This window comes from Pedobacter riviphilus (assembly GCF_014692875.1).
Lineage (GTDB): Bacteria > Bacteroidota > Bacteroidia > Sphingobacteriales > Sphingobacteriaceae > Pedobacter > Pedobacter riviphilus.
In genome coordinates this window covers 3,535,310-3,553,268 of sequence record NZ_CP061171.1, presented here as the reverse complement: position 1 = coordinate 3,553,268, position 17,959 = coordinate 3,535,310, and the positions used below count along the sequence as shown (strand labels likewise).

Genomic DNA, 17,959 nt, shown 5'->3' with positions numbered 1-17,959 from the left:
TCAATAGAAAAATATGAAAAAGATTAATAAACTATTTTTTTGGGTGCTATCAATGATGATAGTATCATTTATAGGATGTAAGCAGGAGGCACTTATACCATTCGAAAAGAATGAAACGCCACCAGGGCAGGTTTCCAACATTTTAGTAGAGAACGGTCCGGCAAATGCAAAAATTAGCTATACCTTGCCTGCTGACAAGGATTTGCTTTATGTTAAAGCGGTATATAAACTAGCAAATGGTACGCAGGCTGAAGTTAAAGCATCTTATTATAGCAGCAGCCTATTGGTAGAAGGCTTTGGCGATACCAATGAACATGAAGTGATGATTTATGCTGTAAACAGAAGTGAGGTCGCTTCAGCACCAAAAATTGTTAAAATAAAACCTTTGGAAAATCCAATTAGGGGGGTGTTCAGAAACCTAAAAGTGATACCTGATTTTGCAGGGATTAACTTTACATCAAGCAATCCGGCCAAAGCCGATTTATCCATTGAAGTAATGATCATGAAAAATGGTAAATATGAATCGCTGGGTAAAAACATATACACTTCTGCGGCAGATATTAACCAGTCAATTCGTGGTTTGGACACACTTAGCAGTAAATTTGCCATTACTATTCGCGACAGGTGGTTAAATTATAGTGATACCTTATATACTACCTTAAAGCCACTGTATGAAACAGCACTTTCTAAATCGCTGTATAAAGCGTTAAAACTTCCAACAGATGCAGTACAGACTTACACTTCAACTGCATTAGAGAATATGTGGGATAATAACTTTATTGACTGGCCAAGGTGTTCACTTACAGATGTAACACAGATAACACCACAATGGGTAACTTTCGATATCGGAAAACCTGCTGTTTTAAGCAGAATTGTGGTGTGGAACTATCCTGAATATCTGAATGCCGGAAGGATGTATTATTATGGTGGAAATTTAAAGGATTTTGAGATCTGGGCATCGGATAACCCTCCTGCAGATGGTAGCTTTAATAATTGGGTAATGATTGGATCATATAAATCTACAAAACCATCAGGTAGTGCTTATGGTGTTCAAACATCAGAAGATTATGCCTTTGCCAATGCCGGTATCAGTTATACTTTTGGAGCTGTTGGTAAAAAATTCCGTTATCTGCGCATTAAATCTAATAAAAACTGGCAGGGCACAACTTTTCAATCCATTTCTGAGATTCAATGTTATGGAGATCCGCGATAGCGATTTAAGTTTCATTTAAAAATTATAAAGATGAATAATTATAAATCAAAAAAATATAAAAAGTTAACTGTTTTTGCCTTGCTCATATTGGTTGCAGGTGTTTACAGTGCCTGTACCAAACAGGATGACTTTAAGAAATTTGTAGCAGGTGGTGAAATTTCTTATACAGGTAAGCTGGATTCTGTGAAAATGTATTCCGGTGATTCGAGAGTAGTGTTAAAAGGACTTTTTCTGGCAGATCCTAAAGTTGTAAGTTGTAAAATATTTTGGAACAACAAAAAAGATTCAATAGTAATCCCGGTTGTGAAAAAAAATATCGTAGATACACTTAATTACTCTATACCCATCAGTACAGAAGGTTTACAGAATTTTACCATATATACTTATGATAAAGCGGGTAATAAGTCTATTCCGGTTTATGCCAATGCCAGATCTTATGGCGATCGTTATAAAGCTTCACTAAGTAACCGCGGGATTTCCACAGCGGTTAAAGGAACAGATGGCAACGCAACCATCCAGTGGTTAGGTATGGATAAATTAACCGGTGTTTTTACCACTGAACTTCAGTATACCAATTCCAGCAACACCTTGGTTACGGTTAGAACACCGATTGATTCTACCAAAACAATTCTTAAAAATTACAAGAGTGGTTCTACATTTAAGTACCGTACTTTGTTTCTGCCCGATACAAATTGTGTAGATACTTTCAGAGTAGCTTATTCGGCCAATCTCTCCGTTGATGAAGATATGACCAGCTTATTATCGAATACCGGCCCATTTACAAGAGCTGCTTACGATGGATCAAGATGGGGAACATTAGCAGGATGGACCACTAGTTCAGGTGCTAAGAATATCAACAACAATCAATATGGTGGGTATGAGTTAAGAAGTGGCGTTGGTGTATTATCTTTCGAATCCGGCTGGGGAATCAATACACCTGTTACCAATGGTCTTATTTATCAAACCATCACATTGCCCGCGGGCAGATATACTTTTAGGTTATCAGGTATTGATCAGAATAGCGGAGGTTCAAGGTATATTGCTGTTGCTGCCGGTAATACCTTACCGAATGTAACTGATATTCCGGCTGCGGCTATTGCTTATGCTAATATCGCTGATGGTGAATTGAATTTTTCACTTACGCAACAAACCACTGTCTCAATAGGTTTCGGCGTATCGATAGATAATTCTGGCCAATATATAAAAGTTAAAAGCGTCAAATTATTGAAGTGGGCTAAATAGATTAAATAAACACCTTGGGATGGTCACTTTCCCAGGGTGTTTTTCTATAAAAAATACTTACGCTTAATAAGGTGTTCGTAGGAAGATTATGATCATTCCTCTTAATTATTAGTGCTTAAATCTATCGGCATTAACTTCTGATAACGAAAAAAAATGAATAACCAACCTAAAATATATCTCATCCCGGCGTTTATGGTTCTTACTTTATTCGTTGGCTGTAAAAAAACTGAAAAAGTAGCAGAACCTACAACTACTAAGACGGAGGTAACTGGTGCTGTCGCTACTTTAACTACTACCGAATTTACTTCCATTACAACTACTGGTGCAACGGGCGGAGGAACCATTACCGATAAGGGAGGTTCTGCTGTTACTGACCAGGGAATTTGCTGGAGTACCTCACCAAAACCAACTATTGACAGCAAGAAGGTTGGTGTTATTAGCATTAACGGGGCAGGTGTTTTTACCAGTCAGCTTACGGGCTTAACGGCTTCCACTAAATATTATGTCAGAGCCTTCGCCATTAATAAAGCAGGAGTTGCTTACGGTAATGAAATCGAACTCACCACAGCCAGTATAGCCAGCTCTACATTTGGTTTTTCGCCTATGTATATTATAGGCTCAACGGTAGCAGCAGCAGATATTGAAGTGTTAACAGATGGTGGAGATGCCATTACAGAACGAGGTATTGTTTATGCATCCTCGCCAAATCCTACCATCAGCAATAGCAAAGTGAAGCATAATAATGCGGGACTTGGTAAGTTTAGGGTGAGCTTAAAGAACCTTACACCAAAAACCACCTATTATGCCAGGGCCTATGCCATTAATGCGAAGGGTGTGAATTATAGTAATGAAATTACCTTTAAAACCATTGCAAAAGGTAATTTCACCTACACCTTTAACAAATCTCAAAATCCTGGTGCAGAAGAGCTTGCGGCATATGGCAGGTTGCAGGTGGCCATTGATAGTGCACTTTGGTATTTTAACAACTATACCTCTGTTACGAAACACGTGTATTTAAATTATGTTGACGGTGTACCAACGGCCGATGCCAACAATCAAGGTTGGATGCGGTTTGGAACCAATTCTTCCTATCAAAACCTCAGAACAATGCTTCATGAAGGTTCGCACACTTTAGGTACCGGAACTTCTTCGTGGTGGTGGAGTACGCTTGTTAATGGTAAACTGCAAGCACCAAGCGTAACCGCAATATTGAGGCAGATCACAAATGACAATACGGCCCAACTTAGTGGTGATAGCCAACATTACTGGCCTTATGGTCTTAATCAGAATTCAGAGGTTACTTCAAGCTGGGATTTTGCCTATACCTGTTTAATTATCGAAGCCATGCGTAAAGATGGTTTAACGGAATTCAGCGGTGCCTATATCCCATAATGATTATTCTGATATAATAGTATATCTGTCAATTTTGCATCGTACAATGAAAATTAGTACTCATTTTTAAGCTTCCTGATTTTTTGATTTTCCCGGTTGCCATTTTGCAACTGGGAAAATCTAAAACTCGTACATCAGCGTAAAGAGAAGCCCATGTTCTTTTATGTTTTATCATCATCAAAACAATGTTTGTTTTGTAGATCATGTTTTAAAGAAAATAGACGATTTTTTCTTGGCGGCTAAAATAAAAACGAAAATTATGCTTATTATTTTCTAAACCATTAGCCTATAAAGGTAAATAATTGGTTTGTTAATAGTTTTTTAGTTGAATTTAAGCGATTGAGGTTGTTTTTTTGTTTAATTTTTTTAAGAATAATCAGATAATTGGCGTATTTTATCGGAGATATAAAAAATAGCGTTAATTATCCCTATGAAATTTGAGAATGAAATTTTAAAACCCGTCTTTTATTTAATTTATACAAGTGTAGAGAGTGATTTGTTTAATCACGATGAACTTAAAGTCTTGCTTAATCAGTGTAAGGATTTTAATAACCGGAATAATATTACCGGAATACTATTGTATGTAAGAGGTCAGCAAATTACAAAGAGTAAAGGAAGGTTTATGCAATTGCTGGAAGGGGATGAACGGATCATCCGCAGACTTTTTAAAAAAATTGTAAATGACGAACGTCATGAATCAGTTGCTTTACTGCAAATTGGCAAATATGACCGACGTTGTTTTACAGATTGGAGTGTGGGGTTTGAGCAGGCTGCCGGAGAATTTTATCAATCGCTATCTGGCCATTTCGATTTAAATGATTTAGTTTCACGATGTAATAAACTTGGTGCTACTGATGTTCCGTTGCAGTTTTTGCAGAAGTTATCCTCCAACAACAAAGCGCAATTAGCTGAAACGTTTTTATAGCCCAAACGGTTAAAGCTGCATACCAAAGGATATACTTTCTTTATGAAAAATGAATTGCAATAAACTACTATGTTTAAAAAACAAAAACAACCTAATTACAGTTAATCTCGTATTAAGATTATTATAGGGTGGGTCTATTGGATTCGTTTGTTGATTTTTATCTAATGAAATTGTTAAATGATGTCACGTTGTTTTTGTTTTTCTGTCAAAACTTGTAAATTGCCTTAGTAAAAAGATACATATTGTCAGTTTTTGATGGCGAAAAAATCCTTACAATAAACCGACAATGTAATATTTGTAATCGGATGTTTTTGGCAAATGTCCCTTTAAAACCTATAGAACACTTATTACGTAGATAGATATAAATAAAATAATATTTGTCGAAGCGATAGTCTTACATTGAATTTTGGGTTCTCAGGCATTCAAAAGCCTCTTTATCCACCCATATGGCGCAATTGTTGATAAAATAAAGAAAACAGTACGTTCGTTTTTATAAAGTTATTTTATAGTTTAGGGACGTAGCTGTTAAGAAAGGTATTATGGAAGCAAAATTTTCACCACAGGTTAAAGATGTAATCTCTTTTAGTAGGGAGGAAGCGCTCCGCTTAGGGCACGATTACATCGGAACCGAGCATTTATTATTGGGCCTCATCCGCGAAGGCGATGGCATGGCTATAAAAATTTTACGATCGTTAGGGGTTGATACCGGTAAATTGCGCCGCTCAATTGAAGATGCCGTTCGCGGTACTTCGAGTGTTACAGTAAACTTAGGCAATATTCCATTAACAAAACAGGCAGAAAAAGTTTTAAAAATCACTTATTTAGAAGCCAAAATATTTAAAAGCGATTTAATTGGCACCGAACATTTGCTATTATCGGTTTTGAGAGATGATGATAACATCGCCTCGCAAATCTTATTGCAGTATGGTGTTACTTACGATGTTTTTAAACAGGAGGTTGAAGTGAATAAAAATGGTTTCAGAGATGATATCTCAAATAGTGCTTCTACAGGAGGCGATGATGATTATCGCGAAGAAGAAAGCTTTAGTACGCCTAAAAAGGTTTCAGATATAAAATCTAAAACCCCTGTTTTGGATAACTTCGGCCGTGATTTAACAAAAGCTGCTGAAGAAGGTCGTTTAGATCCTATTGTAGGTCGCGAGAAAGAAATTGAGCGTGTATCGCAGATTTTATCCCGCAGAAAAAAGAACAATCCGATTTTAATCGGAGAACCAGGTGTTGGTAAATCGGCAATTGCAGAAGGCCTTGCCTTACGCATTGTGCAACGTAAAGTTTCGCGTGTGCTTTTTGGTAAACGTGTAGTTACATTAGATTTGGCATCACTGGTGGCCGGTACAAAATACCGTGGCCAGTTCGAAGAACGTATGAAAGCCGTGATGAACGAGCTTGAAAAATCTACAGATGTAATTTTATTTATTGATGAGATCCATACCATTGTTGGTGCTGGTGGCGCATCAGGTTCATTAGATGCATCCAATATGTTCAAACCTGCTTTGGCAAGGGGCGAAATTCAATGTATTGGTGCTACAACATTAGATGAATACCGTCAGTACATTGAAAAAGATGGTGCTTTAGACCGTCGTTTCCAAAAAGTGATGGTAGAACCGGCTACACCGGATGAAACTGTAGAAATTTTAACACGTATAAAAGATAAGTACGAAGAACACCATGGTGTAACTTATACTGATGAAGCTATTTTAGCTTGCGTTACTTTAACATCGCGTTATATCTCTGATCGTTTCTTACCTGATAAAGCCATTGATGCTTTAGATGAAGCAGGTTCACGTGTTCACTTAACCAACATCCATGTTCCTCAGAACATTATTGATATTGAAGCTAAAATTGAAGATATCAAATTAGAGAAAAACAAGGTTGTACGTAGCCAGAAATACGAAGAAGCGGCAAAACTACGCGATACAGAGAAAAATTTAATTGAAGAATTAGATAAAGCTAAAGCGGAGTGGGAAGCCGAAACCAAAACTAAACGTTACGAAGTATCAGAAGATAACGTAGCCGAAGTGGTTTCGATGATGACTGGTATTCCGGTACAACGTGTGGGGCAAACAGACAGTGCAAAACTGTTGAACATGTACGATAAGGTGGCTGAGAAAATTATCGGTCAGGACGATGCGATCAAAAAATTAACCAAAGCCATTCAACGTACAAGAGCTGGATTAAAAGATCCTAAAAAACCAATCGGTTCATTTATTTTCTTAGGCCCAACTGGTGTAGGTAAAACAGAATTGGCGAAAGAATTGGCTCGTTTCATGTTCGATAGTGATGATTCTTTGATCCAGATCGACATGAGTGAGTATATGGAGAAATTTGCGGTGTCACGTTTAGTGGGAGCGCCTCCAGGATATGTAGGTTATGAAGAAGGCGGACAATTAACTGAAAAAGTTAGAAGAAAACCTTATGCCGTAATCTTATTGGATGAGATTGAGAAAGCGCACCCTGACGTATTCAATATCTTATTACAGGTTTTAGATGAGGGACAATTAACCGATAGTTTAGGCCGTAAAGTTGATTTTAGAAATACAATCATCATTATGACATCTAATATTGGTGCCCGTCAGCTAAAAGATTTTGGTCAAGGCGTTGGTTTCTCTACAACAGCGAAAACAAATCAGGCCGATTCTCACAGCCGTGGTGTAATCGAAAGTGCTTTAAAACGTGCTTTTGCTCCTGAGTTCTTAAACCGTGTTGATGATGTAGTGGTATTTAATAGCTTGGGTAAAGAAGAAATCTTCAGAATTATCGATATCGAATTAAAAGCCTTATTTGGTCGCGTTCATACCCTTGGTTATGAAATTGCATTAACTGAAAATGCTAAAGAATATATTGCTGATAAAGGTTTTGATAGTAATTTTGGTGCTCGTCCGTTAAAAAGAGCCATTCAGAAATATTTAGAAGATCCAATTGCTGAAGAGATTCTTAAAGGCGAATTGGCTGAAGGTGACGTTTTAGAAATTGATTATGATAAAACTACCGAACAGATTTTGATCAACCACAAAAAAGGCGAAAAGAAAAAAGAAGAGCCAAAACAAGAAGAAGATTCTTCAAGTAAATAAGTAAGAAACTCCCGATAAAAATCGGGAGTTTTTTTGTTTAGGATACTAGACTACTACTTAGCTGTTTTTTGGAATATAAAAAAATAGGTAGAAATTAATTTTTATAAAGAAAATCGTTGTACCTTTCCTTAAACTATTCCTTATTAATGAAACTAATTACCTTTTCTTTAGCGTGTTTAACGCTATGTTGTGCATTGTCCTGTAAAAAAGGAACTGATTCCAATACACCAGATACAACATTAAAAATAGAAAACTCTACTGCTACGAACATTAACAACGATGTGCTGTTAAAACTGGTTAACGATACCCGTTTGGCCGGTTGTAATTGCGGTACTACTAAAATGCCACCTGTTGCAGCTTTAACCTGGAATGCCAATCTGGCCTCGGCTGCAATTTATCAAAGTAAATACATGGCATCGATTAAAAGCATGGTACATACCTCTGCAAATGGCGAAACAGTTGGTTCGAGGGTTACGGCGACTGGCTATAACTGGACAACAGTGGGTGAAAATATTGCATTTGGGCAAACTACAGAAGCACAGGTTTTTAATGATTGGATTGCCAGCGAAAGTCACTGCAAAAACATCATGACAGCATCTTTTAAAGAAATGGGTGCAGCCAAAACAGATAACTATTGGGTACAGGTTTTTGCCGCTAAGTAATCTAAAACTAACAATCGTCATCTTTTGGAACGCAGTGGAATACCTGCCAGTGCAGGCGGGGAGAGATCTATTTACAGTAGATTCAGCTTCGCTGAGTACTAATGTGGTTCTCGACTCGGTTGCACTCCGCTCAAAATGACGATTCTCTTTACATCAGCTCCTTCAATGCCTTATAATACCGAATATAATTTTCGGGTTCGGTATTTAAAAATAGGAAAGGTTCTATCAATTCCAGTTCCATCAATAAAAAATTGCCATTAACAATAGTACCATCAACCCGCGCATATAGGCAATCTTTAGCAAACAACGTTACATATTGCTGTGCCGTAGCAACCAGTTCTTCGTTAGGTTTGTGTGGATGAACAGTGCCGCCATGGGCTGGCTGAACCCTAAAATCGCCAGGTTTAGCCTGTTTGATTAACGAATGACTATATACACCATTAAAGAAAATGAAAGACCATTCGCCACTGTCCAGGATTTCTGGCAAAAACGGTTGAACAATAAAATCTTCTTCCTGAATAAGTTTATCTAGCTTTTGGTTTACTTCTTCAACATTTTCTGCTGTCACCTTGAAGGTATTTTTTGCGCCGCCACTCACACAGGGCTTCACAATTAATTTATTGGTATTAAATTTTTCAAAGAAGTGTTTAAACGTTACATCTTCCTGCTTATTGATAAAGGCGCTGGGTATAATTTTTAAGCCGGCAGTTTCAATCTCCTGAAGATATTTTTTATTCGAATTCCACCTCACCACATCGATTGGGTTAAGCAGCCTCACTTTTTTAGCTTCCAAAAGGTCGAGCCAGGCGTAAAATTCTTCAATCAGGTCAAAGTAATCCCATGGCGATTTTAAAATGGCAAGCGAGTAATCTTCCCATTTAATGTTTGTATCATTCCAGATGATTTTTTCAATATTTAATCCTTTATCTTTTAAAAAATATAAGAGTTTATCATCCTCACTTTCAACGGTAGTTGTATCGTAAGCACCTTTATCTAGGTAGGTTATTAAGGCAATATTCATAAGGTTAAAACTAAGTTTAATCAATGTGGATTACAAATTTGGGTTTATAAAGAATCTAATATTTTGATTGTTCTAACATCCCGATTGCAGATCAGGACCAAAACGTTGAGATGGCCGTGATGATAAAACCACGGCCTGAGCGCTAGGGATTTTTCTCCCCGAATTTTAAAACAGACTCACCTGGTTACTTGGAATTTTGAACAAAGTGTGGTCTAAAATAATGTCTTTTACATTTAAGCCATTTAAACGGCAGTGCAGCCTAAAATTATCTCTGATCATTTGAGAAATATTACCATCTCCCCGCATTCTATCGCCAAATCTGCTATCGTTAACATGCCCACCATGGCAACTTTGAATCATATGCCAAACTTTATCAAAACGATCTGGGAAATTTTTCTGTAGCCAGTCTTCAAATATTTGCCCAATCGCTCCATTTAGCCTCACCACCGTATAACCCGCCTTAATCGCACCAGCATTTGCTATAGCCTTTAAAATTTTAGGAATTTCATGGTCGCTTAAACCAGGCACAAGTGGAGCAACCATAACCCCCATAGGGATTCCATCTTTACTAAGTTCCTCTACAACCTTTAAGCGCTGTTTAGCAGTTGTAGTACGGGGTTCCATCACCTGCCTTAAATCTTCATTTAAGCTATTGATGGAAACGTAAACCATGCAGAGATTCAGCTTCGCCATTTCTTGCAGAATATCCCGATCGCGAAGAATAAGTGAATTTTTGGTAATCATACCGATGGGCTGTTTGTAGGCCAATGCAATTTCGAGCAGCTGCCTGGTAAGTTTAAACTTCCTTTCAGCAGGCTGGTAACAATCGGTATTGCCAGAAAGAGAAATAGTGGTAGCATCCCAGCCTTTTTTCTCTAAGAACTTTTTAAATAGTGCTGGGGCATCTTTTTTAACGATTATTTTCCGTTCAAACTCAATTCCTGCGCTATAACCCCAATATTGATGCGAGTTGCGGGCATAACAATAAGTACAGCCATGTTCGCAGCCCTGGTATGGATTTAAAGAATAAGCCATGCCTACATCGGGGCTGTCAACTTTGTTTACAATGGTTTTCGAATTTTCAAAAATAAAGGAAGTTTTTCGATCGCTCTCCTCCCAGTCATCTATTCCTTCGTCATGTTCCTTTACATAAACATCCTTTAAAAATTTATTGTGTGGATTAACTTGAGCGCCCCGTCCTTTAAAATATTGTTTTTCTTCTTCGCCGATCATAAATTAAAATTACTAATATTTTTAGTAATTTTAATTTCTACGAATGCCTACTTTTCAACATTTTTATTTTCACTAGCAACTTCATTCGTTTACTTCTTTGGGAGAGGTACATAATCCATCGGTACCATATCGGCCACTTTTTCATACGCCCAGTAACCTTCATAAAGCAATGATCTGGAATCATAAATGCCACCATTTTCGTAGAAACGCACACCTTCGCCGGTTAAATTCGCTACTGAAATTTCATTTTCCGGAACATCCAGAGGCCTGAAAATCCAGAAACCTGTTTTAGAATAAGCAAGTGATTCTTTTCTTTGGTATACTGAATCAAAAGAGCATCGGTATAGCTCAAGTATTTCAAATTCTGGTTAAAATAGTGCACTAAAGTATCGGTAAGTACCTCTGCTCTCGAAAATTTGTCGATGGTTCGGGGCATTTCTTTTTGTTTGGTCCAAAAGGCGAGCAGGGCGGTATCTATTTTACCTTTATTCTGTCTGATACCTGTTTTCTCCGGTACAGCCTTAATCTTTTCTAAATTGGCATTAATTAAATATTCAGGATAACGGTTAGGATTGGGTACTTTAATCATCTTATTAATGATAAACCCTTCTTCTTGCGTTTTGTTGGCATAAAGCGAACGGAAGAAATGTTGCGACGAACCATAATATGCAACCTCTCTGGCAGCAATATACTTTTTCTTTTTAGCCGCCGATGCTTTTAATTCTTCAAAAAACGGGTGACCAGAATAATAAATGATATGTGTTCTCGAATTATACTCGAAACGGTCAAGCATATATTTAAGCCGATAACCTAAAGCTTTATTCTCTACAATCAGAAACTCAGTTGTAGAAACCGTTAAGGTACTTTTGGTTATGTCGAAATCTATATTTAGCACCTGTGGATTTAATATCTTGCACTGTAAAGCATTTGGCGTTTTCCCAATAAAAAAGTCTTTAAACTGGTTGATATACTTCTGACGGTTGGGATCGGCCCTAATTACAACTTCTTCCAGCTGCGCAACATTTTCTTTCAAAACCAGTTCTACCTGTACCGATTTATCGGAAATGATTACACTTTTAGAATAGGGGAGATAACCAACCAGTTGAACGAGCAGATCGTAACTGCCCGGTTTTAGATTAGATAATTTAAATCGACCATCGTTATCAGCCACAGTAGCAATCTTGTACCCACTTAAATAGATACTTGCGCCAGGTAATCCATCTTTTTGATCCCGAACCAAACCACTAATTGAGAAGGTGTTTTGAGCAATGGCATTAGTACCCAATATGATCAGCGTAAGGGCTACTAAAAGGCTTTTAATCATAGAGACGAATGTAACCAAAAGGCGTAATATTTATTAAAAACGCAAAAGATTTTTAACAAATTTAACATTTGCAAATAATCGTCATTTTGAGCTGAGAGCGGGCTAATACAATTTGTAATCCTGAGTGCATCGAAAGATCTTTAAGAAGGGAATTTGATTAAAATAGGTCAAGTGAATAGCAAATATTGTTTTCTGAAAACGAAAGGCCTGTTTTTCATGGCTAGAGCAGTCCCGCCATCGCTTGTAGTCCTCGTTACGCTAGGCTTCACTGTGGGCTACCCGCTCTGTCGCGTTTATTTAACAAAGGTAGGTTTGCATGGTACCTGAATAGTATTACTGGTATTGCCAGCTAAACCCCTGCCTGAAGCATGAAGGCAAGGATTTGTAACGAAATGCGGGACCGTTTGAACCCAATAGCACTGCCTGCTTTCCAAAAAAAGGAAAAAAATAATCTACCGTAGTTGTGCTTTAAATCGGGCTGATGCCATTTCTACTTTTTCTCTTCTAAATTAGCAGGAGGTAAATAATCCATCGGCACGCTATCCGCTATTTTTTCCCAGGCCCAATAGCCCGAAAAAAGCATCGATCGCGGGTTGTAAATGCCTCCGTTTTCGTAAAAATAAATAGGAGGTTGCTGTAAGGTGATAGTTGATACCTGATAGCCAAAATAATCGGGTGGCCTGCTAATAGCGAAACCAATCCTTCCTGTAAATGCGGGATTCTCGGGCTCTTTAGTATAAACCACATAAAGTTTATCAGTAAAATTAATTTCCTGAATGGCAGGTTCGGTTGTTAGTCTGGCCAGTGTATCCTGCAACACAGGAACTTTGCTCAATACCGAAACCTCCTTAGGTAGATTTTTCTTTTTGATCCAGTAATTTAGCGAATCGCCCATGGTGAGGTGAATATTACCTGTAAAGGTTTGAGCCTGGGTAAATCGCCTGATATTGGCATTAATTAGGCTGTCTTTGGGCCTGTTGCTATTAGGGATACTTTTTAATTTGTTGATGATAAAACCTTCTTCGGTGACCTTTTTATGGTATAACGATTTAAAAAAATGCTGGGGAGAGCCAAGGTAGGCTGTTAAACGCATTTTATTCCAAACTTCCTTTTTGTGCTTAGAACCTTTTAAATCTTCGTAGGTAGGAAAGCCCTGGTAATAAACAATGTTGGTTTTACGGCTGTACTCGAAATTATTAACCAGGTACTTGATTCGGTAGCCCAATGCCTTATTTTCGATGATGAGAAACTGGTTGCATTTTACAGTAAGTAAAGCATTGTCCTGATCGTAATCGATCATCAGCACATTTGGATTAATCATTTTACATTGCGCGGCATTTGGTGTTGTACCAATAAAAAAATCTTTGAACATGGCAATATAATGTTCCCTGTTCGGATCTGGCTTAATGGTTACTTCATTTAATTGGGTAATGCTTTCTTCCAAAATCAGATCGAGTTTTATGGCCTTGTCTGAAATAATAACGTTTTTATTTAGCGCTTTATAGCCAATAAGCTGTGCCAAAATATCGTAATTGCCAGGTTTTAGCGGTAGGCTATAACTACCATCATTGTTAGAAACGGTCGCAATTTTATAACCACTTACATATACGCCTGCACCGGGTAAAGCCTCACCCCGTTTATCTTTAACTATACCCGAAAGAATATAACTTTGTTGAGCAGCACAAAAGTTACCGATGATTAATAATGAAAGTAGAAGTATAAAAGATTTCATTATTTAAATATAAACTAATTTGTTAGTTTTAATAAGGCGCGGATGTAAAATTATTAGTGCTTTTTGAAATTTTTCGGTCTATCGTCATGGTCTGTGTCCTTACAGACGGCTAAATACTATTGAATTCTAGATGGTCCTGTGGTGATATAGGCCATGGAATTAATATGTCTTATAGCCAAATGGTAAAATCTAGCAGTAAATTTACAAATGACAAGACCCCGAAATGAAATCAAGGTGACGCCCGATTGATAAACTAAGCGAGCAACTCCCGTGCATTTTCTATAGCCGATGTACCCGGGTTTTTACCACTTAACATTTCGGCAATAACACCAATACGTTCTTCTTGTTTAAGTTTACGAATGCCGGTTGTGGTTTTTCCACGGTCTTCATTTTTGTGAACAAAGTAATGCGATATGCCTTTGGCGGCAATTTGTGGTAGGTGTGTAATCGAAATTACCTGCATGTTCTGGCCTAAATCGGCAATTACTTCTCCAACTTTTAAAGCGGTCTCGCCAGAAATCCCGGTATCAATCTCATCGAAAATAATGGTTGGTAACGAAGTATGTTTGGCCAATAAAGCTTTTATGGCTAACATCAGCCGTGATAATTCACCACCAGATGCTACTTTATTTACCGGGGCAGGGGCTTGGCCAGCATTGGCTGTAAAGAGTAGGTTGATTTCATCCAATCCATCTTTATTCAATTCGTTCAAGCTTTTTTGTTCTAACACCAATTTAGCATTAAGCATACCTACCTGTTTCAAAGTAATACGGGTCTGTTCCTCAACCATTTTAATTGCTTTCTTTCGGTTGGCACTTAATTGCTCGGCCTGTTTATGCAATTCTTTATTAAGTTGATCTATTTCTTTCTGTAGTTTTTCTATATGCTCATCAGAAGATAACAGTTTGTTAAGATTCTCTTCCAATTGTTTTTGAAGTACCAGTAATTCGGTATTATTAGCAACCCGGTGCTTTTGCTGAAGGGTATAAAACAGATCCAACCTTTGGTTTACAATTTCTAACCGATCGGCACTGTGTATGGTATTCTCTTCAATGCCAGAAACCTCGTCGGTAATATCTTTTATTTCGATAATTGATGAGCGTAAACGTTCGTACAGCACATTAATTGCAGGATCGAATTTTTCTATATTCTGTAGTTGTAAGGAAGCTTCTTTTAAAATCTGAAGGGCAGATGGTTCACTTTCGTTAATTAAGCCCGAAGCGGTAAGTAATGCTCTTTTTATGGTTTCGGCATGCGTTAAACGTTCTAACTCTTGCTCTAAATCTTCCTGTTCACCATCTTGTAGTTTTGCCTGCTCGAGTTCATTAAATAGAAACTGCTCATAATCTTGCTTATTTCTTGCCTCGTCTGCCTCGCTCACTAATTTCTTCAACTGGTTAATTTCTTGCTTTAGCTTTTTAAACCCGCTGCGGTAATTAAACAATAGCGACTGGTGGTTAGCTAAAGAATCGACAATTAACAATTGAAAATCGGCATCGTTAATCTCCTGGGTGGCATGCTGAGAATGGATATCGATCAGCTTTTCGCCAATTTGTTTAAGGATTGATAAATTAACCGGGGTGTCGTTAATAAACGATCTGGTTTTACCATCTATGGATATCTCTCTACGTAAAATACTTTCGTTTGCAAAATCTAAATCATTTTCTTCGAAAAGTTCTTTCAGGTTTTCATCTTCCAGTGCAAAACTTCCTTCAATAACACATTTTTTATCCTGGTTAAAAAAGTATTTGCTTTCTGCCCGCTGTCCTAAAATTAGCGATAACGCTCCTAAAATGATAGATTTACCAGCTCCTGTTTCACCAGTTATAATATTTAAGCCTTTATCGAATTCGATATCGAGACTATCAATTAATGCGTAATTACGTATAGAAAGTTTTTGTAGCATGCTAAGCAAAAATATTAAAATTTATTCAACAGGTGCATACAAAACAAAAACAGCGAAGAATAATCTTCGCTGCTCATGATCTGTTTGGTTTATGTGTTGTTATTTTATCGAAATGTTAATTACATTACCATTATCAACTTTTAAGTTAACGGCCTGAACATAACTTTTTATTGCTGTTTGATCGGCATTGGTAAAATCAGATTTTTTATACGTTACTACCGCATTTAGGGTGTTCAGTGGTTTAACAGCACTGGTAAAATTTTGATTATTGTATAACATTACTGCGGGAGTTACCTGTGAACTTTTGTTACCACCTTCTACCTTTTCTTTTTTCTCTTTTTTCTCCAACTTTTCTTTCAGCTCTTTTACTTCGTTGTCGAATTTTTCTTTCAATTTTTTATACTCCTCAGTTTGTCTCACCTTACTGTTCGAGTTATCATTGTATTTAAAAATTACACCATCTGAAGAAAGCTGGTAACCTTTGGTTTTAAATAAAGAATCGGTATGTAATTTGCTTAAACCAGATAATTTTGCAATATCTCCAGATTTTAAAGCTTGCATCCTGATGTTATCGATCTGCGCTCTAAATTCAGGCGTATTCATTTTGGCAGATATTTCTTCGCCCATCTTTCTCCATTTTGCTTGCGCTTCGGGGCTGCTAAACTCTTTCGCCATATCTTCACCCATTTTTTTCCATTTGGCCTGGGCTTCAGGAGAATTCATTTTCTTTTGCATCTCTTCTCCAAATTTTTTCCACTTGGCCTGTGCTTCCGGCGAATTGTATTGTTTGGCAATATCTTCACCGAATTTTTTCCATTTAGCCTGTGCCTCTGGTGAGTTATATTGTTTGGCCATATCTTCTCCGAATTTTTTCCACTTAGCTTGCGCTTCCGGAGAATTATAGTCTTTATGTATTTTGGCCAGTAATAACGAATCGTTGAACTTAAATTTAAAATTACTATCGGTATGCAGTCTGTAAATGTTTTTTCCTGCGAAAAGTTCATCTCTATAAAAGTCTTTTCTTAAGCTATCAGGCATTTCTTTTAAGGAGTTATACTCTGTTTTCTTACCATCTGCATCAATGGTTACAATTTTAATTTTGCGTTTTTTTGTGGTGTCTGTGCAAACGATGGTTTTCACATTATGGTGGTTAATCAAACTCAAAACCTCAGTTTTCGGCGTTTTTTTAGTTTCTTTTTTCTTTTCCGTTGGATTGATCCAAGCAATAGAAAACAAGCAGGCTACGCCTAAAGTTAAGGCTGCCATTTGTTGTTTGGCGTTTAAATAATTTGTTTTCATGTTGGTTATTCTTTTTATGCGTTGATATAAATTCTGGGTCTTGCCTGTTGCTGCCAGTGCATAAGCCGGACTGTTTTTGTCTTTTAATAGTTCGAGTTTAAGTAGGGCATGGGCATAATTCAACGGTTTCCCGGTAATTTTTAATACCAGATCATCGCAGGCATGCTCGCGCTCAATATGTATAAATCTACCTGCCATCCACACAAATGGATTATAGAATAATAATGTTTCTATGGCGGTTTTAATCAGGTTTAATAAGAAATCGTTTCTTCTGATGTGTGATAACTCATGGATTAATATCGCTTCTACCTGATCGTTGTCTAATTGGTTTACCAGGGCCAGTGGAAATAATACCACAGGTTTTAAATAACCGATTACCAAAGGTACGTTAACAATAGAGGAGAGGTGGAACTGGATAACTTTGTTGATTTTAAGGTGAGCAATTACCTGCTCAAAAATGGTTTTCCAACTATCTGGAATAGCGCTTAAACTTTCTTTTTTAAGTTTTGAAAGCTGACTATAGCCTTTAATAATAACGAATAACTGCAGCAAGATGCCAATGGCATAAAATATGACTACTATAGGGAAATACTGCTCTGCCTTACTGCTAAAACTTGGAGGAAGGTTGTTAAAATATTGGTAAACCTGTATATTTTGTGCATTAATGGCGGGAGGCTGATTATTTGCATTTAAAGTTAATTGATGAATGAAATTATAGCCAAAGCCAATAAACATTAAAATGATGGCACCAAAGGCTAGGTTGTGCTTGTGTTTTGCCGCCAGCTTCGGAATGCTTAGCATTACGATAAATAGGATGCCATAGATGATGGCGCTTTGCCAAAGTGAGTTTAAAATACTCCAGCCAAATGCTTTGATGAACTGTTGTAATAAAGTTTCCATAACGGTGATTTTAATTTT

Annotated in this window: 12 protein-coding genes; 6 read left to right on the top strand and 6 right to left on the bottom strand. The window is 37.3% G+C overall.

Features of this window, described 5'->3' with window-relative positions:
• Positions 1-13: 13 nt before the first annotated feature.
• The 6 genes from H9N25_RS14470 (at position 14) to H9N25_RS14445 (ending at position 8,526) form a co-directional block, all read left to right on the top strand.
• A complete protein-coding gene (locus H9N25_RS14470) occupies positions 14-1,213 on the top strand; it encodes a DUF5000 domain-containing lipoprotein (protein WP_190326368.1) in 1,200 nt (399 codons plus the stop codon).
• Between the two features lie 30 nt (positions 1,214-1,243).
• A complete protein-coding gene (locus H9N25_RS14465) occupies positions 1,244-2,455 on the top strand; it encodes a DUF4998 domain-containing protein (RefSeq protein ID WP_167296673.1) in 1,212 nt (403 codons plus the stop codon).
• A gap of 153 nt (positions 2,456-2,608) precedes the next feature.
• A complete protein-coding gene (locus H9N25_RS14460; protein WP_190326367.1) occupies positions 2,609-3,847 on the top strand; it encodes a hypothetical protein in 1,239 nt (412 codons plus the stop codon).
• A 430-nt stretch (positions 3,848-4,277) separates the two neighbouring features.
• Positions 4,278-4,772: a BLUF domain-containing protein gene (locus H9N25_RS14455; protein ID WP_190326366.1), complete on the top strand. Its 495-nt coding sequence runs from the start codon at positions 4,278-4,280 to the stop codon at positions 4,770-4,772.
• Between the two features lie 539 nt (positions 4,773-5,311).
• Entirely contained in the window at positions 5,312-7,864 is a 2,553-nt protein-coding gene (locus H9N25_RS14450; RefSeq protein WP_167296670.1) for an ATP-dependent Clp protease ATP-binding subunit, read from the top strand.
• A gap of 146 nt (positions 7,865-8,010) precedes the next feature.
• Complete coding sequence (locus tag H9N25_RS14445; protein ID WP_190326365.1) at positions 8,011-8,526, top strand: CAP domain-containing protein; 516 nt, start codon at positions 8,011-8,013, stop codon at positions 8,524-8,526.
• Between the two features lie 148 nt (positions 8,527-8,674).
• Here the strand turns inward: H9N25_RS14445 and H9N25_RS14440 are convergent, their stop codons facing one another.
• The 6 genes from H9N25_RS14440 to H9N25_RS14415 form a co-directional block, all read right to left on the bottom strand.
• Positions 8,675-9,547 carry an ATP-grasp domain-containing protein gene (locus H9N25_RS14440; RefSeq protein ID WP_190326364.1) on the bottom strand — a complete coding sequence of 291 codons (873 nt, stop codon included), beginning with the start codon at positions 9,545-9,547 and terminating at the stop codon, positions 8,675-8,677.
• Between the two features lie 165 nt (positions 9,548-9,712).
• Positions 9,713-10,780: a PA0069 family radical SAM protein gene (locus H9N25_RS14435; RefSeq protein WP_190326363.1), complete on the bottom strand. Its 1,068-nt coding sequence runs from the start codon at positions 10,778-10,780 to the stop codon at positions 9,713-9,715.
• Positions 10,781-11,012: 232 nt separating this feature from the next.
• Positions 11,013-12,104, bottom strand: a complete 1,092-nt coding sequence (locus H9N25_RS14430) for a carboxypeptidase-like regulatory domain-containing protein (protein ID WP_223833391.1) — start codon at positions 12,102-12,104, stop codon at positions 11,013-11,015.
• Between the two features lie 490 nt (positions 12,105-12,594).
• Positions 12,595-13,836 carry a carboxypeptidase-like regulatory domain-containing protein gene (locus H9N25_RS14425; protein ID WP_190326362.1) on the bottom strand — a complete coding sequence of 414 codons (1,242 nt, stop codon included), beginning with the start codon at positions 13,834-13,836 and terminating at the stop codon, positions 12,595-12,597.
• Between the two features lie 253 nt (positions 13,837-14,089).
• The gene (recN, locus tag H9N25_RS14420; RefSeq protein ID WP_190326361.1) at positions 14,090-15,742 is read right to left on the bottom strand and encodes a DNA repair protein RecN; all 1,653 of its coding nucleotides are present in this window, start codon (positions 15,740-15,742) and stop codon (positions 14,090-14,092) included.
• 99 nt (positions 15,743-15,841) lie between these two features.
• Complete coding sequence (locus tag H9N25_RS14415) at positions 15,842-17,941, bottom strand: M56 family metallopeptidase (RefSeq protein WP_190326360.1); 2,100 nt, start codon at positions 17,939-17,941, stop codon at positions 15,842-15,844.
• Positions 17,942-17,959: the final 18 nt, after the last annotated feature.

Bases quoted from the DNA above. Each gene is read 5' to 3' on its own strand.
- H9N25_RS14445 (WP_190326365.1), top strand. From the start codon at position 8,011: ATGAAACTAATTACCTTTTCTTTAGCGTGTTTAACGCTATGTTGTGCA.
- H9N25_RS14440 (WP_190326364.1), bottom strand. From the start codon at position 9,547: ATGAATATTGCCTTAATAACCTACCTAGATAAAGGTGCTTACGATACA.
- H9N25_RS14430 (WP_223833391.1), bottom strand. From the start codon at position 12,104: ATGATTAAAAGCCTTTTAGTAGCCCTTACGCTGATCATATTGGGTACT.
- H9N25_RS14470 (WP_190326368.1), top strand. From the start codon at position 14: ATGAAAAAGATTAATAAACTATTTTTTTGGGTGCTATCAATGATGATA.
- H9N25_RS14425 (WP_190326362.1), bottom strand. From the start codon at position 13,836: ATGAAATCTTTTATACTTCTACTTTCATTATTAATCATCGGTAACTTT.
- H9N25_RS14415 (WP_190326360.1), bottom strand. From the start codon at position 17,941: ATGGAAACTTTATTACAACAGTTCATCAAAGCATTTGGCTGGAGTATT.
- H9N25_RS14465 (WP_167296673.1), top strand. From the start codon at position 1,244: ATGAATAATTATAAATCAAAAAAATATAAAAAGTTAACTGTTTTTGCC.
- H9N25_RS14455 (WP_190326366.1), top strand. From the start codon at position 4,278: ATGAAATTTGAGAATGAAATTTTAAAACCCGTCTTTTATTTAATTTAT.
- recN (WP_190326361.1), bottom strand. From the start codon at position 15,742: ATGCTACAAAAACTTTCTATACGTAATTACGCATTAATTGATAGTCTC.
- H9N25_RS14460 (WP_190326367.1), top strand. From the start codon at position 2,609: ATGAATAACCAACCTAAAATATATCTCATCCCGGCGTTTATGGTTCTT.
- H9N25_RS14435 (WP_190326363.1), bottom strand. From the start codon at position 10,780: ATGATCGGCGAAGAAGAAAAACAATATTTTAAAGGACGGGGCGCTCAA.
- H9N25_RS14450 (WP_167296670.1), top strand. From the start codon at position 5,312: ATGGAAGCAAAATTTTCACCACAGGTTAAAGATGTAATCTCTTTTAGT.